The sequence below is a fragment of the Methylobacterium sp. J-077 genome (assembly GCF_022829365.1).
In the GTDB taxonomy this organism is placed as follows: domain Bacteria; phylum Pseudomonadota; class Alphaproteobacteria; order Rhizobiales; family Beijerinckiaceae; genus Methylobacterium.
In genome coordinates, this window is record NZ_JAKSYJ010000119.1 from 127,015 (window position 1) to 151,231 (window position 24,217).

At 70.6% G+C, this 24,217-nt stretch carries 23 protein-coding genes; 11 read left to right on the plus strand and 12 right to left on the minus strand.

Annotated features, from left to right (window positions below):
• Window positions 1–244: 244 nt before the first annotated feature.
• Both phbB and MKL11_RS13605 read right to left on the minus strand, forming a co-directional pair.
• The gene (gene phbB, locus MKL11_RS13600) at window positions 245–973 is read right to left on the minus strand and encodes an acetoacetyl-CoA reductase (RefSeq protein ID WP_243944308.1); all 729 of its coding nucleotides are present in this window, start codon (window positions 971–973) and stop codon (window positions 245–247) included.
• A 116-nt stretch (window positions 974–1,089) separates the two neighbouring features.
• On the minus strand, window positions 1,090–2,274 hold the full coding sequence (locus tag MKL11_RS13605) for an acetyl-CoA C-acetyltransferase (RefSeq protein ID WP_243944310.1): 1,185 nt from the start codon (window positions 2,272–2,274) through the stop codon (window positions 1,090–1,092).
• Between the two features lie 332 nt (window positions 2,275–2,606).
• Between MKL11_RS13605 and phaR the strand changes: the two genes are divergently transcribed.
• Window positions 2,607–3,200, plus strand: a complete 594-nt coding sequence (gene phaR / locus MKL11_RS13610) for a polyhydroxyalkanoate synthesis repressor PhaR (protein ID WP_243944317.1) — start codon at window positions 2,607–2,609, stop codon at window positions 3,198–3,200.
• A gap of 121 nt (window positions 3,201–3,321) precedes the next feature.
• On the plus strand, window positions 3,322–3,636 hold the full coding sequence (locus tag MKL11_RS13615; protein WP_243944320.1) for a hypothetical protein: 315 nt from the start codon (window positions 3,322–3,324) through the stop codon (window positions 3,634–3,636).
• Between the two features lie 309 nt (window positions 3,637–3,945).
• Here MKL11_RS13615 and rpmF read toward each other — a convergent pair whose 3' ends face one another.
• Window positions 3,946–4,134: a 50S ribosomal protein L32 gene (gene rpmF / locus MKL11_RS13620; protein ID WP_003601373.1), complete on the minus strand. Its 189-nt coding sequence runs from the start codon at window positions 4,132–4,134 to the stop codon at window positions 3,946–3,948.
• 226 nt (window positions 4,135–4,360) lie between these two features.
• Between rpmF and MKL11_RS13625 the strand changes: the two genes are divergently transcribed.
• A complete protein-coding gene (locus MKL11_RS13625) occupies window positions 4,361–4,720 on the plus strand; it encodes a ComEA family DNA-binding protein (protein ID WP_243944322.1) in 360 nt (119 codons plus the stop codon).
• Between the two features lie 133 nt (window positions 4,721–4,853).
• Here the strand turns inward: MKL11_RS13625 and MKL11_RS13630 are convergent, their stop codons facing one another.
• Both MKL11_RS13630 and MKL11_RS13635 read right to left on the minus strand, forming a co-directional pair.
• Window positions 4,854–5,513 carry a hypothetical protein gene (locus MKL11_RS13630; RefSeq protein WP_243944324.1) on the minus strand — a complete coding sequence of 220 codons (660 nt, stop codon included), beginning with the start codon at window positions 5,511–5,513 and terminating at the stop codon, window positions 4,854–4,856.
• Window positions 5,510–5,827 carry a hypothetical protein gene (locus MKL11_RS13635; protein WP_243944326.1) on the minus strand — a complete coding sequence of 106 codons (318 nt, stop codon included), beginning with the start codon at window positions 5,825–5,827 and terminating at the stop codon, window positions 5,510–5,512. The genes MKL11_RS13630 and MKL11_RS13635 overlap by 4 nt, the downstream gene beginning before the upstream one ends.
• A gap of 162 nt (window positions 5,828–5,989) precedes the next feature.
• Here MKL11_RS13635 and MKL11_RS13640 point away from each other — a divergent pair, with 162 nt between their 5' ends.
• Window positions 5,990–8,866 carry a phosphoenolpyruvate carboxylase gene (locus MKL11_RS13640; RefSeq protein WP_243944327.1) on the plus strand — a complete coding sequence of 959 codons (2,877 nt, stop codon included), beginning with the start codon at window positions 5,990–5,992 and terminating at the stop codon, window positions 8,864–8,866.
• A 31-nt stretch (window positions 8,867–8,897) separates the two neighbouring features.
• On the opposite strand, the gene MKL11_RS13645 is transcribed toward MKL11_RS13640, so the two are convergent.
• The 6 genes from MKL11_RS13645 to MKL11_RS13670 form a co-directional block, all read right to left on the minus strand.
• A complete protein-coding gene (locus MKL11_RS13645; protein ID WP_243944329.1) occupies window positions 8,898–9,761 on the minus strand; it encodes a Brp/Blh family beta-carotene 15,15'-dioxygenase in 864 nt (287 codons plus the stop codon).
• Window positions 9,762–9,847: 86 nt separating this feature from the next.
• Entirely contained in the window at window positions 9,848–10,597 is a 750-nt protein-coding gene (locus MKL11_RS13650) for a bacteriorhodopsin (protein ID WP_243944331.1), read from the minus strand.
• A 308-nt stretch (window positions 10,598–10,905) separates the two neighbouring features.
• Window positions 10,906–11,355, minus strand: a complete 450-nt coding sequence (locus MKL11_RS13655) for an NfeD family protein (protein ID WP_243944333.1) — start codon at window positions 11,353–11,355, stop codon at window positions 10,906–10,908.
• Between the two features lie 5 nt (window positions 11,356–11,360).
• Complete coding sequence (locus tag MKL11_RS13660; protein WP_243944708.1) at window positions 11,361–12,338, minus strand: SPFH domain-containing protein; 978 nt, start codon at window positions 12,336–12,338, stop codon at window positions 11,361–11,363.
• Between the two features lie 31 nt (window positions 12,339–12,369).
• Entirely contained in the window at window positions 12,370–13,110 is a 741-nt protein-coding gene (locus MKL11_RS13665; RefSeq protein ID WP_243944336.1) for a molybdopterin-dependent oxidoreductase, read from the minus strand.
• Window positions 13,107–13,805 (minus strand): cytochrome b/b6 domain-containing protein, encoded by a 699-nt coding sequence (locus MKL11_RS13670; protein ID WP_243944338.1) that lies wholly within the window; start codon window positions 13,803–13,805, stop codon window positions 13,107–13,109. The genes MKL11_RS13665 and MKL11_RS13670 overlap by 4 nt, the downstream gene beginning before the upstream one ends.
• A gap of 185 nt (window positions 13,806–13,990) precedes the next feature.
• On the opposite strand from MKL11_RS13670, the gene MKL11_RS13675 reads away from it, so the two are divergent.
• The 4 genes from MKL11_RS13675 (at window position 13,991) to MKL11_RS13690 (ending at window position 18,653) form a co-directional block, all read left to right on the plus strand.
• A complete protein-coding gene (locus MKL11_RS13675; protein WP_243944340.1) occupies window positions 13,991–15,085 on the plus strand; it encodes a glycosyltransferase family 4 protein in 1,095 nt (364 codons plus the stop codon).
• A 266-nt stretch (window positions 15,086–15,351) separates the two neighbouring features.
• Window positions 15,352–16,446, plus strand: coding sequence for a glycosyltransferase (locus MKL11_RS13680; protein WP_243944342.1), 1,095 nt, complete (start codon window positions 15,352–15,354; stop codon window positions 16,444–16,446).
• On the plus strand, window positions 16,443–17,486 hold the full coding sequence (locus MKL11_RS13685; RefSeq protein WP_243944344.1) for a glycosyltransferase: 1,044 nt from the start codon (window positions 16,443–16,445) through the stop codon (window positions 17,484–17,486). Before MKL11_RS13680 ends, MKL11_RS13685 begins: the two co-directional genes overlap by 4 nt.
• A gap of 234 nt (window positions 17,487–17,720) precedes the next feature.
• Window positions 17,721–18,653 (plus strand): MerR family transcriptional regulator, encoded by a 933-nt coding sequence (locus MKL11_RS13690; RefSeq protein ID WP_243944346.1) that lies wholly within the window; start codon window positions 17,721–17,723, stop codon window positions 18,651–18,653.
• 82 nt (window positions 18,654–18,735) lie between these two features.
• On the opposite strand, the gene MKL11_RS13695 is transcribed toward MKL11_RS13690, so the two are convergent.
• Window positions 18,736–18,918, minus strand: a complete 183-nt coding sequence (locus MKL11_RS13695) for a hypothetical protein (protein WP_243944348.1) — start codon at window positions 18,916–18,918, stop codon at window positions 18,736–18,738.
• Between the two features lie 177 nt (window positions 18,919–19,095).
• Between MKL11_RS13695 and MKL11_RS13700 the strand changes: the two genes are divergently transcribed.
• From MKL11_RS13700 to MKL11_RS13710, 3 genes are all read left to right on the plus strand, one after another.
• On the plus strand, window positions 19,096–20,403 hold the full coding sequence (locus MKL11_RS13700; RefSeq protein WP_243944350.1) for an efflux RND transporter periplasmic adaptor subunit: 1,308 nt from the start codon (window positions 19,096–19,098) through the stop codon (window positions 20,401–20,403).
• A gap of 9 nt (window positions 20,404–20,412) precedes the next feature.
• Window positions 20,413–23,553 carry an efflux RND transporter permease subunit gene (locus tag MKL11_RS13705; RefSeq protein ID WP_243944352.1) on the plus strand — a complete coding sequence of 1,047 codons (3,141 nt, stop codon included), beginning with the start codon at window positions 20,413–20,415 and terminating at the stop codon, window positions 23,551–23,553.
• A gap of 86 nt (window positions 23,554–23,639) precedes the next feature.
• Complete coding sequence (locus tag MKL11_RS13710) at window positions 23,640–24,197, plus strand: DUF4337 domain-containing protein (protein ID WP_243944354.1); 558 nt, start codon at window positions 23,640–23,642, stop codon at window positions 24,195–24,197.
• Window positions 24,198–24,217 lie beyond the last annotated feature (20 nt).

The following is a 24,217-nucleotide window of genomic DNA, read 5'->3' on the forward strand; positions in this document are numbered from 1 at the left end:
GGAATCCGGAAACTCAGGTCCATGATGACCTTGCACCGTCGGCGGCTCTGGGTTCCGGGCTCGCCTGCGGCACCCCGGAATGACAGGGCGGTTTGTCCTGCCGGCCGTGCCTCGCCGATCGAAGGTGCGATTTAACCGGAGCCGCGAACAAAAAAACGCCGCGTGGCCCGGCAGGGCAACGCGGCGTCGTTGATGATCTTGGCGCCCCGGCGGAACCGGACGCGCCCTGTCGCCCAAAAAAGAATCAGACGAAATGCTGGCCGCCGTTCACCGTCAGCGTCGAGCCATTGATGAAGCCGGCCTCGTCGCTCGCCAGGTATTCCACCGCGTGGGCGATCTCTTCCGACTTGCCGAGGCGGCCGGTCGGGATCGTGGCGATGATCTTGTTGCGGATGTCCTCGGCCACCGCCATCACCATGTCGGTGGCGATGTAGCCCGGTGCGATCACGTTGACCGTGATGCCCTTGGAGGCGCTCTCCTGGGCCAGCGCCTTGGCGAAGCCGATCACGCCGGCCTTGGCGGCCGAGTAGTTGGTCTGGCCGGCCTGGCCCTTCTGGCCGTTGATCGACGAGATGATGATGATCCGGCCGAAGCCGCGGCTGCGCATGCCCTCGATCACCGGCCGGGTGCAGGTGAACACCGAGTCCAGGTTGGTCTTGATGACCGCCTGCCACTTGGCGAAGTCCATCTTGTGGAAGGCGCCGTCGCGGGTGATGCCGGCGTTGTTGACCAGCACCTCGACCGGGCCGAGTTCGGCCTCGATCGTCGCGATGCCGGCCTGGCAGCTCTCGTAATCACCCACGTCGAACTTGAAGACCGGGATGCCGGTCTCGGCCTTGAAGGCCTGGGCTGCCTCGTCGTTGCCGGCATAATTCGCCGCGACCCGGTAGCCCTTGGCCTGCAAGCCCTTCGAGATCGCGGCACCGATACCGCGCGTGCCGCCTGTGACGAGAGCGACGCGTCCTTGAGCCATTGTTGTTTCCTCCTGTTTGCATCACCTGATGCCGCGTGCGGATGGCGTCCGCACGCGATTTTTTCTGAGTTCGGCCTTAAGTCCAACTTGTCGACCGGTCGGCCATTACAAAACGATCACGACCGCTCGATGCACATCGCGACGCCCATGCCGCCGCCGATGCAGAGCGTGGCGAGGCCCTTCTTGGCGTCGCGCCGCTTCATCTCGTGCAGCAGGGTGACGAGGACGCGGGCGCCCGAGGCACCGATCGGGTGGCCGATGGCGATGGCGCCGCCGTTGACGTTCACCTTGGCGTCGTCCCAGCCCATGTCCTTGTTCACCGCCAGCGCCTGGGCGGCGAAGGCCTCGTTGGCCTCGATCAGGTCGAGGTCGGAGGGCTTCCAGCCGGCCTTCTCCAGGGCCTTGCGGGAGGCCGGGATCGGGCCGGTGCCCATCACCTTCGGGTCGACGCCCGCGGTCGCCCAGGACTTGATCGTAGCGAGCGGCGTCAGCCCGCGCCGCTCGGCCTCGGAAGCCGACATCAGCACGAGGGCCGCGGCGCCGTCGTTGAGGCCCGAGGCGTTGGCGGCCGTGACCGTGCCCTCCTTGGAGAAGGCCGGCTTCAGCTTGGCCATCGCCTCGACGGTGGAACCGTCGCGGATGTACTCGTCGGTGTCGACGATCGTGTCGCCCTTCTTGCCCGGGATCGTGACGGGCACGATCTCGTCCTTGAACCGGCCTTCCTTGCGGGCGGCCTCGGCCTTGTTCTGCGAGCGGGTCGCGAATTGGTCCTGCTGCTCGCGGGTGAGCTGGAAGGCCTGGGCCACGTTCTCGGCGGTCTGGCCCATGTGGTAGCCGTTGAAGGCGTCCCAGAGCCCGTCCTTGATCATCGTGTCGACGAGCTTGATGTCGCCCATCTTCTGGCCGCCGCGCAGGTACTGGGCGTGGGGCGAGAGCGACATCGATTCCTGGCCGCCGGCCACGATCACCGTGGCGTCGCCGTTGGCGATCTGCTGCATGCCGATGGCCACCGTGCGGAGCCCCGAGCCGCAGACCTGGTTGAGGCCCCAGGCGGTGGCCTTCTCGGGGATGCCGGCCTTGATCGCCGCCTGCCGGGCGGGGTTCTGGCCGGCGCCCGCGGTGAGCACCTGGCCGAAGATCACCTCGTCGACATCCTCGGGAGAGACCTTGGCGCGCTCCAGCGCGGCCTTGATCGCGGTGGCGCCGAGCTCGTGGGCGGGGACCGCCCCGAAGGCGCCGCCGAACGCGCCGACCGCCGTGCGTGCGGCCCCGACGATGACGATCTCTTCGCTGCCTGCCATGTGAACGTTCTCCTCTTACAAGCCGGCGCGCCTTCCTCGATCCGGGCGCGCTCTGAAAGCCGGTCTCGCGATGAAGGGCTTGAGGTGGGCGAAGTCAAGGATCGACCTTCGAGCCTGAAAACGCTCGGATGACGCGCCATCGAGACTGAAATGGCCTGTGCCGAAGCCCAGACCCGGCATTATTCTGCGTTGAAGAGGTGCAGTTTGCTGTTTTCTGCGCCCGTGGAAGGCTTTAAGGTTCGTGCTGCGGGCGCGAAGACGATCCCCGCCGGGACGCGTCGCGCGTGCCTGCGACGCCCCTTAGAGTCCCGAGTCCAGAAAGGCCGTTCCCGATGGCGGATACCGTCAAGGCGACCCAGACCGTCATCAAGAAATACGCGAACCGGCGCCTGTATCACACCGGCACCTCGACTTACGTGACCCTGGAGGACCTCGCCACGATGGTCCAGAACGGCGAGGATTTCGTCGTCTACGACGCGCGGGCAGGCGACGACATCACCCGGTCGGTGCTGACGCAGATCATCTTCGAGCAGGAGAACAAGGCCGGCGCCGAGAACCTGCTGCCCGTGGCGTTCCTGCGCCAGCTGATCCGTTTCTACGGCGACAGCATGCGCACCATGGTGCCGAGCTTCCTGGAATTCTCGATGGCGAACTTCGCCAAGGACCAGGACGGCCTGCGCGAGAAATTCGCCCACAGCTTCGGGCCGGCCGCGTTCCAGAACGCGATCGAGCAGTCGGTGCGCACCAACATGAACTTCTTCGGCGACGCCATGAAGATGTTCACGGGCTTCGCGCCGCCCGTCGCCGGGGCGCAGCCCCCTGCCCCGCCGACCGCCCCCGCCGCCTATGCCGGCGGCGAGCTCGACGACCTCAAGCGCCAGATGCTGGAGATGCAGCAGCGGCTCGAGGCCCTCGCCAAAAAGTGACATTGGTTGTGCCAAAACCAATCATGGCGGGCGTCTCTACGCGTTTTCGATAAGTTGACGAACCCTTAACGGCGGTCCCACGTTTGCAACACGGGCACGGAAACGTGCGGAGGGTGTCGCAATGGCGCGGATCGGGACAGTCGGCCGGACCGGTGCAACCTGGAGCAGGCCCGCGCGATCCGCGGGCGCCGCCGCCGGGCCGGTCGGGTCGACCGAGGCGATCCCGCCGGTCCGGGCGCTGGTGGTTCTGGATGGGGGACGGCGCGAGGCGCGCGCCTCGATCGTGGCGACGGACCGATTCGAGGGGGGCCGCGCCTCGGCGGGCTTCGTCACGCACCTGCTGGTCGCCACCGACCCGACCCTGAGGCCGTCGCGGCTGGAACGCACGAAAGCGGCCGCGGCGCGCTATGCGGAGACCGCTCGGCGGCTGGCGTGATGGTTATTTGATTATTCGCGCTGTCATTGCGAGCGCAGCGAAGCAACCCAGTGAACCGCCACGTCCGGAGATCGCGCGCCGGCCCTAGGTTGCTTCGCTGCGCTCGCAATGACGGTGTGAGGGAAGCAAGCGAGCGGCTTATCCCGACGCTTCCCCGCATCCTGAAGTCGCCGCGTCAGCGGGCTTCGAACGACGGATCCAGGGATCGTCGCGGATTCCAGAAGGATCCTTCGAGGCGCCCGCTTCGCAAGCGCACCCCAGGATGAGGTCGAGACTAGGATTTCCCAGGTCTCGAACCGAATCCGAAGCTTACGCCTCGGCGGACTTTACCTTGAGCACCTGGCGGCCGCGATACATGCCGGTCTTCAGGTCGATGTGGTGGGGACGGCGCAGCTCGCCCGAATCCTTGTCCTCGACATAGGTCGGCGCCTTGAGGGCGTCGGCCGAGCGGCGCATGCCGCGACGGGAGGGGGAGGTCTTTCGCTTCGGAACGGCCATGACAGAAATCCTTCGTGACGCCGCGGGCAAAGCGGCGCGCGGGCGGCTCCTCGATCGAGGATCGCCTCGCACACCGCGGGATACGGATGAGGGCGCGCTTATAGCGTCGGCGGCCGCCCCTGGCTAGAGGTGCGGCGGCACAACCGTTAAGCCCGGGTTCAAGTCGCCGGACCCACATCTGGTGAGACGGCGCCGCGCAGCGGGCCGGCCCCTCGGGAGAAACGCCATGGCTTCCTCCAAAAAGACGTTCGCCATCCTCGCCCTGCTGTCGAGCCTCGCGGCGGCGCCCGCCTGGGCGCAGTCTCCTCAGACCTCGAGCCCCGCGACGCCCACCGCCCCGGCCAAGCCGATGGCCCCGAGCGCGCCGGTGGCCGGGCCGCCGAACGCCGCCAAGGGCGCCTTGATCGACCTCAACAGCGCCAGCGCCGCCGAGCTCGACGCCCTGCCGGGCATCGGCGCCGCCCGCTCTGCGGCGATCATCAAGGGCCGGCCCTATCGCGGCAAGGACGACCTGGTCTCCAAGAAAATCATCCCGCAGAACGTCTATGACGGGATCAAGGACAAGGTCATCGCCAAGCAGAAGTAGGTTTCCCGTAGGCCGGAGACCGCGACACGCCCCCTCTCCCGTGCGGGAGGGGGAACCCGTGCCATGTCCGGCACCGCTTGCCGGACCTGGGATGCATGCCACCCGCGTTTGCCGCGCCAAGGCCTTGCGCTGCCTACTCGGCGATCGCGCCCTGGGGCATGGAGAAGCCCGGGGGCGCCTTCTCGGCCGCCTTCGGCGCCGGGCGCTTGGCCGGGGCCTTCTTCTTGGCCTGGGGCTTCGGCGCCGCCTTGACGGCGGGAGGGTCCTCGCAGGCGCGGAACGTGAGCTGCGCCAGGGTCGACCCCTCCTCGGTGACGATGCTGATCGGGTCCGCCAGAACCGGCAGGTCCGGCTGCCAATGGATCGGGCCGCCGAGCATCGCCTCGATCGCCGCCGGGGCCGTGCCCCGCCGCAGGGTGGCGAAGTCGGGACCGTAGGCGGTGGCGACCTTGCCGCCGATCACCACCTGCAGGACCTCGTTCACCTCCGGGGTCAGCGGCCGGAGCGGGTTCGTCGTCTTCACCTGCCCGGCCCGGGTGACCACCATCGCGAACCCCTTGCCGCCCTCGTAGCGCGCCGCCCGGGCCCCACAAGGCTGCGCGACCGGCGGCGCGGCAGCCGGGGTCGAATCAGGGGCCGGTGCGGATTCGGGCGGGGCGGGCGGCGGCGGCCCCGGGGCCGCAGCCTGGGGCGGGGCCGGGCTCGGCGCGGCGCGCGGCGCCGACGGGCCGATCGGCAAGGGGGCGAGCAGGAGGGCGAGCAGCAGGCCGGCCGCCCCAGGATACAGCCTCATCGGTCCGACTCCGGCGGATCGCGCCGCGGCGGCTCGATCCGGCCGGTCCTATCCAGGGCTTTGATCGGTTGCAATTCGATCGCTTCCAGGTCGAGCACATGCGGCTCGACCAAACGCGGGGCGAGGTCCTGCGCCGTGCGGTCGATCGGGCTGATCCGCGGGCCCACCGAGCCGATGACCAGGTCCTCGTCCTCGGCGTCGAGCTCGGAGCCCATGCGGAGGGGTTCGCGCCGGCCCCGGGCCGTCATTGCGGCAACCGCAAGTCCGGCGACGACGAAAGCCACTAGAGCCAGGATGAACAGCAGACGCTCCATCAGGCGGGAAGCTCTAACCCGCCCGAAGGCCCGTCGTCACCCCGTCGCGAGCGGAACGACGGCTGCGGGCGGGGTCGGACCGGTTCGGCGGCCCCCGTGGAACACCACTTGCGTATGGCGTCGGGCCGGGTAGACGCGGGCCAGCCGGAGCCGGGACATTCCATGCAGCACCAGCCGAGCCGCGAGCCCGAGGAACTGGAGAGCCATCTCCTGGGCCTGATCGAGAGCGCCCGGGAGCAGGCCCGGGAGGACCCGTTCCGCAACCCCGTGCTGGCCGTGACCCTGGCGATCACCCGCCGGTTCGACCGCAACGAGATTTCCGCGGGCGACCTCGACGGCCTGTTCACGCGGCTGCGCGCCGCCGCGCTGGCGGCCCGGGCCGAGCGGCTGCGCGGCTATGTCGGGCTCGACGCCGGACCGTCCGACCCGCAATCCGCCATTCCCGCCCGCCTGGTGGCCGCGGCCCCGGACGGGCCGGAGGGCATCGAGGCCTTCGCGGCCTTCATCCACCGCACCGCCTTCGCGGTGGTGTTCACCGCGCACCCGACCTTCGGCATGCCCAAGGCCGTGGCGACCCTGCTCGCTCAGGCCGCGAGCCTGCCCGATACGGCAGCCCGCGCCGACCTGATCGCCCGGGCGGCCGCCCTCTCCACCCGGCCGGACGCGCCGATCACCCTGGATGTCGAGTTCGAGCAGGCCTGCGCGGCGGCCAATAACGGCCGGCTGGCGCTGGACGCGTTCAACGGCGCCCTGCTCGACGCCGCCCGCGCCCGCTGGCCGGACGACTGGACCGCGCTGACCCCCCGCCCCTTCGCCATCGCCAGCTGGGTCGGCTGCGACACCGACGGGCGAACCGATATCGGCTGGTGGGACACCCTGCGCTACCGGCTGATCTCCAAGCGCATGCAGTTCGACCGGGTGATGCGCGACCTGCCCGACAGCCCCGCCTGCCGGGAGGTCCGGGCGCTCGCCGAGGGCGCGCTCGCCGCGGTCAACCGCCAGCTCGCGGTGGCGCCCCGGCTCGGCGACCAGCCGTCGCTTGAATCGGTCCACCGCTTCGCCCTGGCGCTGATCATCGAGCGCGAGCGCGCCCAGACCGATGCCGGCGCCCTGGTGGCCGGCCTCACCGCCGCGCTCGAGACCGCCGACGAGTCCGACAAGCGGGCGATCGCGATCCTGCGCTCCGGCGTGGCCACCCACGGCCTGTCGAACGCGCTGCCGCATTTCCGGCTGAACGCCAGCCAGATCCACAACGCCGTGCGCCGGGTGATCGACCTGGAGGGCGAGCCGACCGACTCGGCCCAGCGCCGCTCGCATCTCGCGACGATCCACGCGCTCCTCAACGACGTCCGCCCGGTGGCGGTGGATTTCGGGGCGCTCGCCGCCGAGCGGGCCTCGGCCGCCCGGCTGATGATGACCATCGCCCAGATCCTCAAGCACGTGGACGGCACCCATCCGGTGCGCTTCCTGATCGCCGAGACCGAGACCGGCTACACCCTGCTCGCCGCCCTGTGGCTGGCGCGCCATTACGGCATCGCCGACAAGCTCGAGATCACGCCGCTGTTCGAGACCGCGAGCGCCCTGGAGCAGGGCATCCGGGTGCTCGACGACGCCCTGCGCAACCCGCACTGGCGCCAGTACCTCAAGCGGATCGGCCGGCTCACCGTGCAGTTCGGCTACTCGGATTCGGGGCGCTATGTCGGCCAGCTCGCCGCGACCTTCTGGATCGAGCGGCTGCGCCTGCGCATCACCGAGATGCTGGTCCAGAACGGGCTGGCCGATGTCGAGCTCGCGATCTTCGACACCCACGGCGAATCGATCGGCCGGGGCGCCCACCCGACCTCGCTGCGCGACCGCCTCGCCTACCTGGCCCCCGAGGATGCCCGCGACCGCGCCCGCAAGGCCGGCCTGAAGGTGCGGCTCGAATCGAGCTTCCAGGGGACCGACGGCTACCTGCTCTACGGCACCGAGGCCCTGGCCCAGGCCAGCGTCGCCCGCATCGCCGAGCACGTCTACGCCCTGGACATCGCCGAGGACGACAGCTTTTCGGACTACGCCCTCAACGACATCGCGGCGGGCGGCGACGCCAAGGACGACCCGATCTATTCGGAGCCGGACTTCGCCCTGGAATTCTTCACCGCGGCCCGGCAGGACATGGAGGCGCTGGTCGACGATGCCGGCTACGCCGCCCTGCTCGGCACCTTCGGCCCGAGCCTGATCGACCGCACCGGCTCGCGCCCGGTGGCACGCCAATCCGACAATGGCGGCCCCGCCCGCATCACCCATCCGACCCAGATGCGGGCGATCCCCAACAACGCGATCCTGCACCAGCTCGGCTTTCTGGCGAATTCCCTCCACGGGATCGGCCGGGCCGCCCAGCGCGGCCCCGACCTGTTCCGCGACATGCGCCGGGATTCGGTGCGCTTCTCCCGGGCGTTCCGGCTTGTGCAGCACGCGGCAGCGGCGGGCGATCTCGACGTGTTGCGCGCCTATATCGACACCCTCGACCCGGCCGTGTGGCTGGAGCGCGCCCGGCGGACGCAGAAGGACTTTCGCCGGGAGGAGCTGGTGGTGATCGCCGGCGCCCTGGAACGCCTCGACCTCGCGGCGTCGCTGCGCGGCCTGTTCGGCCGCCTGACCCGCGACTGGCTGGCCCTCACCACCGCCGCCCCCGACCTGCCCGGCATGTCGGCCCGGCTGACCCTGCTGCACGCCCTGCGCCTGGCGCTGATCCACCGGATCTGGTTCCTGGCCGTGCACATCCCGGGCTTCCGCCCGCAGGCGGGGATCTCCCGCGAGCAGTTGCTGGAACGCTTCCTGCGCCTCGACATCGACGGCTGCCTGAAGCTCCTCGACGCGATCTTTCCCATCACCCCGGACCCGACGCTCGGCCTCAACTTCGGCGAGCCGGCCGGACCGCGAGATGTCGGTACCTACGAGTCCGAGCACGCCAACCTGTTCCAACCGATCCGCCGGCTGTTCGACCAAGTGCGGGAGATCTCGGGCATGATCCAACACGAGGTCGGGGCGTTCGGGTAGGCGCGCGGCGGACGCCGCCTAGCCCCGATTGCTACGGCGCCTCAGCGGGATACCGGGTCGCGATACGGTCGAGCAGGAGGTGGGGCACGGTGAGGGCCGACAGCATCTGAAGCGTCAGGGTCAGAAGGTGGGCCGGTGCATCGGGAGCGCCGGGTGCGTAGAGGGGCCAGAGAGCCGCTCCGAGCAGAAGGGTCAGCCCGAAGACCGGCAGCGCCGCATGAACCGCCCGCCGGATCGTATCGACACCGGGCGCTCTCGACGGATCCCGGATCAGAGCCCGGACATGGCGGGGGCCATGAAGGCCGACGAAGTACAGGGTGAAGGCGGTCAGCGGCGGCAGCGACCAGAAGGCGAGTGCGAGAAGCGCCATCTCGATGCGCACGGCCGCCCGCCGCGGCCTTATCAGCAACCAGGCCGCCGCAACGGCGACCCAGACCCAGGCCGCGGCCGCCCACCACACGGGAAGCTGCGGCATCGGCACCCGCGTCACCACCGCGAAAAGCCCCGCCGTCTCCTCAGGCCGCAGCAGGGCCGGCAGGGCGATCGGGAGGCCACCGCGGACGACGGCCTCGACGTGGCGGCCTGGGCCGGCATCCTCCTCACCGAAGTGCAGCACCGACAGCGCCAGGAAGCCCGCCAGGGTGGTGAGGGGCGCCGCCTGCCAGGCCAGGAGCACCAGGGCCGAAAGACCAAGATACGGCACGGCGAACACGCCGAACCACATACGTCCGTAGCGGGGGCGCAACAGAGGCGCCGCCACGGCCCCGTCCAGGGCGCCGTGGGGAACCCCGAGGACGATCACGACCGAAAGCGCCACCAGCCAAGCGGTCTCCCGCGGCAGGAGCACGGTGGCGACGAGGCCGACGGCGACCAGCGCACCGGCCAGCCGCAGCAATGCCGTCTCCGATGCAGGAACGGGGTGGCGGCTCGCTCGGACAGGCTCCCTACTTGAGAGGATGGACGAATGAGCCGCCATCCGCGTCAGGCCGCCCGGCGCAGCGGGACGGATTTTGGGTTCTCCGCAAGGTCGCGATCGACGGCCCGGGTCGTCTCCATCGTGGCCATGATGCCGTAGACGACCTTGGCGGTGAGATCCAAGATCGCGATCACCGCCAGGGCGATGGTCGGCGACAGGAAGCCGAGGCCGTCCTGGCCGATGAGCAGCACCACCGGGTAGGCACACCAGACGCCGGTCAGGAACACGGCATTGCGCAGGAAGGCCTTCCGCACGTCGGCACGCTCGCCGGCATTCTCCTCACGCAGCTGCACGAAGATCCCATAGAACACGGCGACGAACGCGCCGCAGGATATGGCGAACCACGTCCACTTCACCGCGGCGACGTTGGACAGGCCGAAGGCCAGAGCCGTCACGATCATGATCAGGTCGGACCCGATCAGCCCCCAGACGACGGCCGGCCGGCGCATGCCGGAATGCATCGCGGTCCGCGAGAGGCCGAGCAGCAGCAGGGGCGTGGTGAAGGTCCAGTCGATGTAGCGCGCGAAGTAGAACTGCCGCATGGCGTCCGCCGCATCGGGACCGGCGGGGAGGACCAGACTCCCCTGCCCCGTCGCCATGGCGAAGTAGGAGCAGGCCGCGATGATCGGCACGATGCCATGGATGATCCCGTCCGCTTCTTCGGCGGGGGTCCGTCGCTTCGCCATGAACAGGATCACGGCGGCGCCGGCGGCCATGCCGGCGAAACCCAGCCACAGCCAGAATTGAGGCGTCATTGATGTCTCGTTGGAACAGGGAGGACTCGCACGCCCAGGCGTCGCAGTCCCTCGCCCAATCAGCGCGGATGGGGATTGTTGCGTAGGACGGTGGTCACAGTGAAGTGAGAAGACTCTCCTCACTGCTGGCGAGACGGACGGCCGAGCCGGTTTGTCCTGATGCTCGAAGGCGTTCGCTCCCACGGACGATAAACGGTCGCACCACGCCGCAACGCAGATCCGCCCGCGGCACCGTCAGCCCGCGAAGGATCCGAGAGCCCCGACCCAGGAACCGCCCTCGACAGGCGGCATCGGCGAGTTCCGGGGTCTCAAATCTCCTCCACCCGCAGCACCGTTCCCGAGAGCGCGACCACCCGCACCCGGCTTCCCGCCGGCAGATCCGGCCCCTCGATCCGCCAGAGCGTGTCGTCGAAGCGGATGCGGCCGGTGCCCCGGACGACCGGCTCGGCGAGCACGGCCTCGCGGCCGATCAGGCCGCGGTCGGCGCGGTTGAGGGTGGCGTCGCGATGGCCGGCCCGGCCGGACAGGCGGATGGCGATCCCGACCAGGAGGACGGCGAGGGCTGCAAACAGCAGGGTCCGGCCCTGCCAGGGCATCGGGATCAGCGCGGCCGCGAGGCCGGTCGCCAGCGCCGCCAGGCCGAGCCAGATCAGGAACACCCCCGGCACCGCGATCTCGGCGCCCGCCAGGACCAGACCGGCGATCACCCAGCTCCAGGCCGGGCCGAGGGCCGCGAGGATTCCCAGCGCATCGGCCACGGGGATCAGCTCCGCGGGGCGGCGACGTTGGGCGGCGTGCCCGCGCGCCGGGGCGGGTTCGCCTCGCCGAAGACCGCGCGGGTGAGCTCGCCGATGCCGCCGAGCGTGCCGGCCAGCGCCGCAGCCTCGATCGGCACCACCACGACGCGCTGGTTCGGCGCGGTGGCGAGCGCCCGCACCGCGTCGACATATTTTTCCGCCACCAAAAAATTGGCCGCCGCGATGTCGCCCTCGGCGATCGCCCGGCTGACCATCCCGGTCGCCGCCGCCTCGGCCTCGGCGGAGCGCTCGCGGGCCTCGGCGTCGCGGAACGCGGCCTCGCGGCGGCCCTCCGCCTCCAGGATCGCCGATTGCTTGCGCCCCTCCGCGCGCAGGATGTCGGCGGCCCGCTGGCCCTCCGCCTCCAGGATCGACGCGCGCTTCTCGCGCTCGGCCTTCATCTGCCGGGCCATGGCGCCGGCGAGGTCGGCGGGCGGCACGATATCCTTGATCTCGATGCGGTTGATCTTCACGCCCCAGGGCGCGGCCGCCGCGTCCAGCACCCGCAGCAGGCGCTCGTTGATCTCGTCCCGGTGGGCGAGCAGCTGGTCGAGATCCATAGCGCCGACCACGGTGCGGATGTTGGTCATGGTCAGGGTGGTCATGGCGAGATCGAGGTTCGAGACCTCGTAGGAGGCCCGCGCCGCGTCGAGCACTTGGTAGAACACCACCGCGTCGATGGTCACGCCGGCATTGTCGCGGGTGAACGCCTGCTGGCTCGGGACGTCGATGACCTGCTCCATCACGTTCACCCGCCGGCCGATGCGGTCGACGAACGGGACGATCAGGCCGAGGCCGGATTCGAGGGTCCGGGCGTAGCGGCCGAATCGCTCCACCGTGTAGACGTAGCCCTGCGGGATCATCTTCACGCCAGCCGCCAGCGTGATCACCGCCAGCGCCGCGGCGCCGACCGCGAAGGTGCTCAGCCCGATCGTCAGTTCCATCGCCGCCTCTTCCGACCGCATGGTGGGCGGCTCAGATGCCAGCGTACCAGCTGAATCCGAGGCCCGCGACCATGCTGCCGCGGCCGTGGCCGACGCCGTCGACCCGGTCCACGGCCTCGATGCTGGCGAGGTATTTGAGCGACTTGTAGCCGAGCTGGCGCTCCACCCGCAGGCGCACGGGCGCGCCATGGGCCACCGGCAGGTCGGCGCCGTTCATGCCGTAGGCGAGGATCGTCTGCGGATGCAGGGCGTCGAACAGGTCGTAGCTGTCCCACCAGCCGTCGACGGTGCGGATCACGACGTAGCGCGCCTCCCTGCGCATCCCGGCGGCGGCGAGCACCTGGGCGAGCGGGACTCCGGTCCACTGGCCGATCGCGGACCAGCCCTGCTCGCAGGCATGGAGCGTAATCTGCGTGCGCGCCGGCATCGCCTTCAGCTCGGCCAGCGAGAACGCCCCCGGCCGCTCGACGAGGCCGGTCACCGGCAGGCGCCAATCCGAGAAGCCCAGCGCCTTCGAGCGGCGATAGGCCGGATCGTCCGGATCGGTGGTGTTGATCGTCGGGAACACCGCCGAGATCGCCTCGGGCCCGAATTCCCGGGCCAGCGGCTGGCGCGCCAGCAGCAGGCGCTGCCCGGCGAAGGTCAGCCAGTCGCTCAGCCCGTAGGCGTTGGGGCGCAGAAGCGGCGCGCCGGGCTCGCAGCCGCCGAGGAGGCCGGCCGCGCCGAACCCCGCGGTCCCCAGGACCAGACGGCGTCGGGTCAGCGCGCTCATCGGGTCTCCTCCGCGTTGCCGGGCCGCCCGAGGATCATGCCGCGCATCAGTGCCACCGGCCGGTTGGCCAGCACCTGCCAGACATGGATGGCGAGGAAGCCGACCATCCCGAAGGCCGCCAGGAAATGGATCGTCCGGGCCGATTGCCGGCCGCCGAACAGCGTGAACAGCTCCGGCCAGGCGGCGGTGATTCCGGGCGACAGGGTCAGGCCGGTGAGCAGCATCAGCGGCGCCAGCCCGATCAGGACCACGAGATAGGCGATCTTCTGCAGCGCGTTGTAGCGGCCGGTGGGCGGCGCCCCGCCGCGCAGGCGCAGATGCGACCGGATCTCGCCCGCCAGCGCCCGCGGCCGGATCTCCGCCGGCTCCGGCAGCAGCCGCCGCCGCAGGTGCCCGCGCAGCAGGGCCAGCGCCAGGTAGGCGGCGCCGTTCAGGACGAAGATCCAGGCGGCCAGGAAATGAAGGTTGCGCGCCCAGCCGGTCTGCTCAAGATTTACCGGCAGCGGCAGGGTGATCCACGCCGGTGCGTTATTGGCTCCGGTCTCACCCCAAAACAGTTTCGGCAAAGCCAACAGGATCGCGGTGCCGCTGATCATCAGCGCCAGCGTCGCCGAAGCGCCGGTCCAGTGGGTCAGGCGCACCCAGGCCGGATGGCGCACCTGGCTGAATGCTCGACCTGGCGTCTCGATCATCATCGGTTCAGACCACGGCCTTTAAGGAGGTGGGAACGCGCCGCGTTCATCCTCGCTCCCGGCGTCGATGACGCAACGCTTGATGAAGACAAGATCGGCATGATACCCGCCAGGCTCGCTGCGGACAGAAATCCTCTCGGTTCGCCGCGGCCGGCAAAGATCCCCACACAACCGGATTCGGTGCGCGCGTGAAGATCGCTGTCCTGGCACATCTGAAGTACCCGATCGGCCAGCCCTATGCCGGCGGTCTGGAGATGCACACCCATCTCCTCACCGTGGCGTTGAAGCGGCACGGGCACGATGTGACCCTGTTCGCCAGCCGCGGCTCCGACCCGGCGCTCGATCCGGTGATGCTGTGCGAGCCGACCGGGGACGCCCTGGCCGACCCGGAGCGCGAGGAGGCGATCGACGCGGCCGAGTACGACGCCTACCGGCGGATGATGGAGATGGTCGCGGCCGGCGGCTTCGACCTCGTGCACAACAACTCCCTGCACGCCCTGCCGCTGCAGCAGAGCGCCCGGCTCGGCCTGCCCTGGGTGACGGTGCTGCACACGCCGCCCTTCGACGCCCTGGTCGCCGGAGTGGTCCAGGCCGATCCCGACATGGGTTTCCTGGCGGTGTCACCCTCGCTCGCCCAGGAATGGAGCGCGCTCGTGCCCGGCGCGCAGGTGGTCGATAACGGCGTCGACCTCTCGACCTTCGCGTATTCCGACATGCCCGACGCTCCGCCCTTCGCGTTCTGGTCGGGCCGGATCGTGCCCGAGAAGGGGCTGCACCTCGCCATCGACGCCGCCCGCGCGGCCGGATTGCCGCTGCACTTCGCGGGTCCGAAGCTCAATCCCGGCTACTGGGCGGCCGAGATCGCCCCGCGGCTCGGGCCGGACCTGACCCATCTCGGCCATCTCTCGCACCGGGACCTCGCGCACCATCTCGGCCGCGCCCGGGTGGCGATCGTCTCGCCGCGCTGGGAGGAGCCCTTCGGCCTCGTGGTCGCGGAGGCGCTGGCCTGCGGCACGCCGGTGGCCGCCTTCCGCCGGGGCGCGATGCCCGACATCCTCGACGCCCAGTGCGGCCGCCTCGCCCGGCCGGACGATTCGCAGGATCTCGCGAAGGCGATCCGCGAGGCCGCCGACTTGTCGCGCCGGGCCTGCCACGACCGGGCCGAGGCGCTCTACGATGCCGCCGCCATGACCGAGCGCTACCTCGAAACCTACGATGCCGTGATGGCGCGCTGCGCCGAGCGGGCACGGCCGACGCTGCGGGTGGCCGGGGGACGGGCCTAAACGAAAGCAGTGCGGACCGCTCTCCCGGCAGGGCGAGTGGCTTTACACCTTTCGGGACAAGGCGCGGGTCCCCTCTCCCGTGCGGGAGATGGGGCTTGTCGCGGCCTGAACGAAGCGGCGTGGAGGCATCATACCGCCTACGGAAGCTTAGGGACGCGCCCGGCCTGCGAACGTGGGCCCCTCGTATCTGCGGGGACCGCACCTTTGCGAAAAAAGGACATGCGCCGCGTCATGCGTTCGCGACGATGAGGTTGGGAAGAACCGCCATGACCCTCGCTACCGCAGCCCCGGTCGTCCGGCCCTGCGTCGTCTGCATCCCCGCGCGCAACGAGGCGGAGCGGCTGCCGCTGCTGCTCGCCTCCCTGGCCCGGCAGGAGGGCTTTTCGGCCGAGGCACCACTGCGGGTGGTGGTGCTGGCCAACAACTGCACCGACGGCACCGTGCCGGCGATCCGCGCCCTGGAAGAGTCGGGCGCGCTCGCGAGCGTCAGGCTGCGGGTGATCGAGGCCGCGCTGACGGGCGCCGAGGCCCATGTCGGCACCGCCCGGCGCATGGCGCTGGACGCGGGCGCCGACTGGCTCGACGCCGAGGCCGGCCCGGACGGGATCCTGCTCACCACCGACGCCGACGCCCGCCTGCCGGCCGATTGGATCGCTGCGAACCTGGCGGCTCTGCGCGGCGCGGACGTGGTCGGCGGCCGCCTGGAGATCGACGACGACGGCGCCGCCGATCCGCGGCTCGCCGACCTGCACGCGCGGATCGAGCGCTACTGGGAAGGCGTGCGACGCCTGGAGGACATCCTCGACCCGCCGCCGCACGACCCGGCCCCGCGCCACGGCGACCATACCGGCGCGAGTTTCGCCGTCCCGGTGGCGCTCTATCGTGCGGTCGGTGGGCTGCCGCCCCTGCCCTGCGGCGAGGACAACGCCCTGGTCGGTCTGCTGTGCGCGCGCGGCGCCCGCCTGCGCCACAGCCCGGACGTGCGCGTGATGGTCTCGGCCCGCCACCAGGGCCGGGTCTCCGGCGGCATGGCCACCGAGATGGCCCGCCGCGCCCGGGTGCTGGCCGGCGAGCCCTACCTGCTCCCCGAGGCCGCCCATTGGCAGGCCCTGGTCCTGCGCCGGGCCGCCCTGCGCCGGGCGTTCGCCCTCGCCGGACCGGCCCGGGCCGAGGCCTGCGCGCGGCTCGGGCTCGGTGCCGGGGAGCTGGCCGCCCTGGGCGATTGCCCCAACGACATCGCCTTCGTGGAGCGTGCCGACCGCCTCCTCGAATCGCGCGCTCCGCCGGCCCGGGAATGCCCCCTCGACCGGGCGCTCGCCGAGCTCGACGCCCTCGCCCTGTCCCTGCGGGCGGCGGCGTGACCCGCGGAATCGGCTGGTACGTCCACCACCAGGGCGCCGGCCATCTCCAGCGCGCCCGCGCGGTCGCGGCCGCCCTGCCCCGGCCGTGCACGCTGATCGGCACCCTGGCGGAGTTCGATACGAGCGGCCTCGACGTGCTCGACCTGCCCGACGACCGGCCCCTCGGTGGATCGGCGTTCGACGGGCGGGACGGCGAGGCGGAGCGGCCGGAGGCGCTGCACTACGCCCCCCTGAACCATCCCGGCGTGCGCGCCCGGATGGCGCGCATCGCCGAATGGATCGGGCGGACCGACCCGGCGCTGATCGTGGTCGACGTGTCGGTGGAGATCGCCCTGCTGGCGCGGCTGCTGTCGGTCCCGACCCTGGTGGTGCGCCTCGCCGGGACCCGGACCGACCGGCCGCATTGCGAGGCTTTCCGCAGCGCGACGCGGCTGCTCGCGCCGTTCCCCGAAGCCCTCGACGGTGCCGGCGTGCCGGACTGGGTCCGGGCCAAGACGCTGTATGCGGGCTTCCTGGGCGCCCCGGCGCAGATTGCCGCGGCGGCGAGCGACGAGATTCTCGTGGTGTTCGGCCGCGGCGGCGCGGGGGGCGACCTGGCGGAGCTCACCACGGCGGCCCGCGCCGTGCCCGCGCGATCCTGGCACGTCCTCGGCCCCGTCTCGGGCACCGGCGCAGTCCCGAATAACCTGCACCTGCACGGGTGGGTCGACGATGTCGAGGCGCGGGTCGCCCGGGCGGCCCTGCTGGTCGGCGGCGGCGGCGACGGGCTGATGGCGCTCGCCGCGGGCCAAGCCAAGCGGTTCCTGTGCCTGCCCGAGGAACGGGCCTACGGCGAGCAGACCGAGAAGGCCGAGGCGTTGCGAAAGCTCGGAGCCGCGGTCGTGCATCCGGGCTGGCCCAGCGCCGAGGCCTGGCCCGGGCTGGTGCGCGCCGGACTGGCCCTCGACCCTTCGGTCATCGGCAGCCTGCACAGGCCGAGCGCGGTCCAGGATTGCGCGGCGGCGATCGAGGGGCTGGTTCGGCAGATCGGACGCACCTGAGCCGCGGCCGTTTCCAAAGACATCGCTCCGTCGATCATCTCACCCCGTCATCGCGAGCGCAGCGAAGCGACCCAGAGTGGCGGGCGATCCCAGACCATAGTGGGTCGCTCGGTTGCTTCGCTGCGCTCGCGATGACGGAGAGGGCCGACAATCTTCCGGCGCCGCGCCCTCCGATCCGGAGCCGCGCAAACCGGCCTTGACCCTCCACGCGGTGGAACCCGTAATCGAGTCGCCATGGGAGCGAAGACGTACACGATCGGTGATCTGGCGCGCCTCTCCGGGCAACCGGTGCGGCGGATCCGGTTCTACTCGGACAAGGGCCTGCTGCCGCCGACCCTGCGCTCTGCGTCGAACTACAGGATCTACACCGACGCGGACATCGCCAAGCTCGACCTCATCCACGCGCTGCGCGAGGCCGGGGTCGGGCTCGACACGATCGGGCGGTTGCTGGCGCGTCGCCTGTCGCTGCACGACGTGCTGCGGACCCGCCTGGAGATCCTCGAAGCCGAGATCGCAGCCAAGCACCGCGTGGCCGCGATCCTTCGTGTCACGCTTCGCCTCCCAAACCCTGCCGATGATGATCTGAGGAGGATTTGGACCATGAGCAACCTGAGCAATCAGCAGATGAAGGCCCTGGCCGAGCAATTCGTCGACGCCATCGCGTCGGGCACGGCGCTCGACGGGCCGTGGCGGCGGCAGGTCCTGGCCTTGAGCGTGCCGGAACTGCCGGAGAACCCCACCCCGGTACAGATCGCCGCCTGGGACGAACTCTCGCGCCTGCTGGCGGATCCGAGTTTCGTCCGCGAGGTGCAGGAGGCGACCAAGGCGTTCTGGACGGACGCGCTGGATCCCGAGGTCTATCAGACGGCTTCCCGCAGGGCCTACGAGCAGGCGGCCGACGCAGCCGCGCGGGATCTGTCACCGCAGGGCCCCGAGGCCCAGGCCATCGCGCGCGCCTGGCTCGCGGACTCGGCCCGCGCCCTCGGACGAACACCCGACAACGCATTCCGGGATTGGCATATCGCGCAATACGAGCGGAATGCCGGGCGTGTCGGCCGATACCGCGAGCTTCTGGGCGCCCTGGGCAAGGACTTTCCCATCGCCGTCGACCGCACGGTCTGGCGCTGGCTGAACGATGCCCTCAAGGGCCTTCAGATCGCGCGCTGATCCTCGCCAAACCTGCATGAAAAAAGGCGCCCGTCATCGAAGACGGACGCCGACCGGTCTCTTCGCGATGGCGAAGATTGTCTTAAGAAATCAGGTTCAGCTTGGCTGCTTCGAGCCCGCTGGCGCGGATCGTGTCCGGCAGGGCCGAGAAGTCGCGATACCCGGCCTCGCGGGCCATGGCGTCGAGAGCCGTCTGCTCGTCGTCGGCCGCGCCGGTCCAGAGGACGGCACCGCTCTTCACCTGCTTGATCTGAAAGATGCTCATTGACCGTTCCCCGGTGGCGCGAAGACCATCATTCTCATAACGGCGTCTTGGACAGACGGTTGCAGGTCGAAGAGCCTAAAACGGGGCTGTTTTCATCGATGCCCGACCTGCGGCCCAGGGTCCGGGGACGGAACCGTGTCGAGCCGCTATGCTGGCGTCAGCGAGGGTGCCCGCGCCATGAAAACGCCGACCTGCCCAGCGAGGGAGGGGCTGGACCCGTACACAGCCGCCAGCGAGGCCTCCGTTTTGCAGATCTTGTCCGGGCGCGCGTCCGCTCTCAGCCTCCTGTGCGGGTTGGCGATCCTGGCCGCGGGACCGGCCCGCGCCGTCGAGACCGCCGCGGTTCCCGATGCCGCCGCCATCGCGCCGGCCGTCACGGTCGTCCCGGCCGAGCGCCGCGAGATCGTGGAGCGCGCCGTGGTCACCGGCACGCTGGTCCCCCGGGACGAGATCCTGGTCGCCCCGGAGATCGAGGGCGTCCGCATCACCGAATTGCTGGTCGAGGAGGGCGATCGCGTGACCAAGGGCCAGGTGCTCGCGCGCCTGTCCCAGGAGATGATCGTCACCCAGGAAGCCTCGAACGTCGCGGCCATCGCCCGGGCCGAGGCGGCCATCGTCCAGGCCAGGAGCCAGATCGTCCAGGCCGAGGCCGCCAACGTCGAGGCCAAGCAATCGCTGGAGCGCGCCCAGTCGCTCGCCAAGACCGGCAACGCCACCGCGGCCGTGCTGGAGCAGCGCGTCTCGGCGGCGCAGGGCGCCGAAGGCCGTCTGGCCGCCGCCAAGGGCGGCCTGCAATCGGCCCAGGCCGACCTCGCCACCGCGCGGGCGGCCGGGTCCGAGATCGCCCTGCGCCGCGCCCGCACCGACATCCGCGCCCCCGAGGCCGGCATCGTCAACCGCCGCACCGCCCGGGTCGGCGCCTCGGTCACGTCCGCCGGGGAACCGCTGTTCCGGCTGATCGCCCGCGGCGAGATCGAGCTGGAGGGCGAGGTGCCGGAGACGTCGCTCGCCCGCATCGCGGTCGGTGACCCGGCGATCCTCGATCTCGACGACGGCCGCCAGCTGCGCGGCAAGGTCCGCCGCGTCTACCCGGAGGTCGACCGGGCGACCCGGCTCGGCAAGGTCCGCATCCGCCTCACCGACGATCCGGCCCTGCGCATCGGCGCCTTCGCCCGCGGCACCGTCGAGGTGGCGCGCCGGGAGGGCATCGCGGTCCCGGTCTCCAGCCTGCTCTACGCGGCGGACGGTCGGGCCAGCGTGCTGGTCGCCAAGGACGGGCGGGTCGAGGCGCGCCCCGTCACATCGGGGCTCTCGTCCGAGGGCTATACGGAACTCCGCTCGGGGGTCGCGGCCGGCGAGAGCGTCGTGGCCCGGGCCGGCAGCTTCCTGCGCGACGGCGACCGCGTGCGGGCCGTCGCCGCGCCCGCGAGCACGCTCATGAGCGCCCCCGCGAGCCCGCCCATGGCCGACGCGGCCCCGCGGTAGGACAAAGCCATGCGCCTCAACGTCTCCGCCTGGGCGATCCGGAAGCCGCTGCCCTCGGTGGTGTTGTTCCTGGTCCTGATGATCCTCGGGCTGGTGAGCTTCCGCGCCCTGCCGATCACCCGGTTTCCGAACATCGACATCCCGATCGTCTCGGTGACGATCACCCAGTCGGGCGCGGCACCGGCCGAGTTGCAGACCCAGGTCACCAAGTGGGTCGAGGATTCGATCGCCGGGGTGAAGGGCGTCAAGCACATCCTGTCGACCATCACCGAGGGCATCTCGACCACGACGATCGAGTTCCGTCTGGAGGTGAACCAGGATCGGGCGACCAACGACGTCAAGGACGCCATCGCCAAGATCCGTCAGAACCTGCCGCGCACCATCGACGAGCCGATCGTCTCCCGGGTCGAGATCGCCGGGCTGCCGATCATGATCTACGGCGCCTCCGCGCCAGCGATGACGCCCGAGGACCTGTCGTGGTTCGTGGACGACGTGGTCGCCCGGGGCCTGCAGAGCGTGAAGGGCGTCGGCGGCGTCGAGCGCCTGGGCGGCGTCGCCCGGGAAATCCGCGTCACCCTGAAGCCCGACCGCTTGCTGGCGCTCGGCATCACCGCCGCGGACGTGAACCGGCAATTGCGCCTGACCTCCGCCGACATGGCCGGCGGACGCGGCGAGGTCGGCGGCCAGGAGCAGTCGATCCGGGCTCTCGCCGCCTCGGCGAGCCTCGACACCCTGGCCCAGACCTCGATCGTGGTGCCGGGCAACCGCAAGGTCCGGCTCGACGAGCTGGCGACCCTGTCGGACACCGCCGAGGAGCCGCGCACCTTCGCGCGCTTCAACGGCGAGCCGGTGGTGGCCTTCGCGGTCTCCCGGGCGAGCGGCGCCAGCGACGCCGACGTCTCGGTGGGGGTCGCCAAGAAGATCGCGGCGCTCCACGCGGCCAATCCGGACGTGCGCTTCGACCTGATCGACACCAGCGTCGTCAACACGATCGGCAATTACCACTCGGCCATGATGGGCCTGATCGAGGGCGCGGCGCTCGCGGTCGTCGTTGTGCTGCTGTTCCTGCGCGACTGGCGCGCGACGCTGATCGCCGCCGTGGCGCTGCCGCTCTCGGTGCTGCCGACCTTCTGGGTGATGAGCGTTTTGGGCTTCTCGCTCAACGCCGTGAGCCTGCTGGCGATCACGCTCGTCACCGGCATCCTGGTGGACGACGCGATCGTGGAGATCGAGAACATCGTCCGGCACATGCGGATGGGCAAATCGCCCTACCGCGCCTCGCTGGAGGCCGCCGACGAGATCGGGCTCGCGGTCATCGCCATCACGGCGACGATCATGGCGATCTTCTCGCCGGTCTCGTTCATGGGCGGCATCGCCGGCCAGTATTTCAAGCAGTTCGGCCTGACCATCGCGGCCGCCGTGTTCATGTCGCTGCTGGTGGCGCGGCTGATCACGCCGCTGCTCGCGGCCTATTTCCTGCGCGACCACGGCCCCGACCACACCCGGGACGGGTTCGTGATGCGCGGCTACACGCGGCTGGTCGCGTGGTCGGTCCGGCACAAGTTCATCACGCTGATCCTCGGCATCGCGTGCTTTGCCGCCTCGATCGCCTCCACGGGCCTGCTGCCCGCGGGCTTCCTGCCGGCGGAGGACCAGGCGCGCACCCTGTTCGTGCTGGAGCTGCCCCCGGGCGCCCGGCTGCCGGATACCGTGAAGCTCAGCGACGCGATCGAGCAGAAGATCCGGGCGCTGCCCGAGGTGAAGAGCGTGTTCGTCGACGGCGGCCGGCAATTGCCCGGCAAGAAGGAGGTGCGGCTCGCGACGCTGACCATCAACCTCACGCCGAAGAACACCCGCGCGCGCACCCAGAAGCAGGTCGACGCGGAGGTCGCCGCGATCCTGCGCGAGGAGCCCGACATCCGGTTCTGGGCCCTGCGCGAGAGCGGCCAGCGCGACATGGCGCTGATTATCGCCGGCCCCGACAAGGCCGTGGTGGCCGACGTGGCGGCCAAGCTCCAGCGCGAGGCGGCCGAGATCCCGCACCTCGTCAACGTCATGTCGACGGCGCCGCTGGACCGGACCGAGATCCGCATCCGCCCCAAGCCCGGGGTCGCGGCCGATCTCGGCGTCTCCACCGACACGATCGCCGAGACCGTCCGGGTCGGGACGATCGGCGACATCGGCATGAATCTGGCCAAGTTCAACGCCACCGACCGGCAGGTGCCGATCCGGGTGCAGTTGCCCGAAAGCCTGCGCGGCCGGCTCTCCGAACTCGAGACCCTGAAGGTCCCGGTGAAGGGCGGCGCCGCCGTCCCGCTGGCGACGGTGGCCGATATCAGCCTCGGCCAGGGCCCCACGGGCATCGACCGCTACGACCGCTCGGTGCGCGTCGCCATCGAGGGCGACATGCAGGGCACCGACGCCCTCGGCGAGTTGATCAAGCAGGTGATGAATCTGCCCACCGCCAAGAACCTGCCGCCGGGCGTGACGATCAGCCAGACCGGCGACGCCGAGGTGATGGGCGAGGTGTTCGAGGGCTTCGCGCTGGCCATGGGCGCCGGCCTGATGATGGTGTTCGGCGTGCTGATCCTGCTGTTCGGCAACTTCCTCCAGCCGCTCACCATCCTGTTCTCGCTGCCGCTCTCGATCGGCGGCGCGATCCTGGCCCTGCTGATCTGCCACATGCCGATCTCGATGCCGGTGGTGATCGGCATCCTGATGCTGATGGGCGTGGTGACCAAGAACGCGATCATGCTGGTCGACTTCGCCGTCGAGCAGATCCGCGCCGGAGTCGACCGCACCACCGCCATCGTCGATGCCGGCCGCAAGCGCGCCCGCCCGATCGTGATGACCACCATCGCCATGGCCGCCGGCATGGTGCCGTCCGCGCTGGCGTTCGGCATCGGCGGCGAGTTCCGCGCCCCGATGGCGGTGGCGGTGATCGGCGGCCTGCTCGTCTCGACCGTGCTGTCGCTGGTGTTCGTGCCGGCGATCTTCGTGCTGATGGACGACCTCTCGCGCCTGCTCGGGCGGCTGTTCGGCCGCTTCGTCGGCGAGCGCGACGACCCGCAGGACGAGCCGGGCTTCAGCGAGGCGCGTCATCCGGCCAATGACGGCCGGGCGCTGCCGCCGCGGATCGCCGCGGAATAGGTTTTTCAGCAGGCGCCGCCGCATTGCGCACGGCCCCGCGATGGGCTGTGACTCCCGCCGACGAATCAACGGGGAATCGAAAAACGATGTCGGGTGGTCACGGGGCTGTCGAGGGCTCGAACAAGCGCGTGGCGCTGCTGATCTCGATCCTGGCTTTGTTCCTCGCCTTCAGCGAGACCCTGGGCAAGGCGGCCCAGACGGAGTCGATCGGCTCGAACGTCGAGGCCGCCAACCAATGGGCCTATTTCCAGGCGCGCACGATCCGCTCGACGGTGCTCAAGACCGCCGACGAGGCGCTGGCCCTGGTGCCGCCCGGCCCGAACCAGGACGCCATCGCGGCCAAGCGCGCCGAGTGGGCCAAGACCCTGGCGCGCTGGGAATCCGAGCCCGCCACCGGCGAGGGCCGCAAGGAGCTGACCGCGAAGGCCCGGGCCTCCGAGGAGCGCCGCGACCTGTCGCTGCTGCGCTACCACCATTACGAACTGGCCTCGGCGGCCTTCCAGATCGGCATCGTGCTGGCCTCGGCCGAGGTGATCACCGGCATCGCCATCCTGGTCTTCGCCGGCGGCTTTCTGGGACTCGCCGGCGCGGCGTTGCTCGGGTTCGGCTACCTTGCGCCGCACGCGCTGCCGTTCTTCCACTGAAGCATCGCCCAGAAAGACAG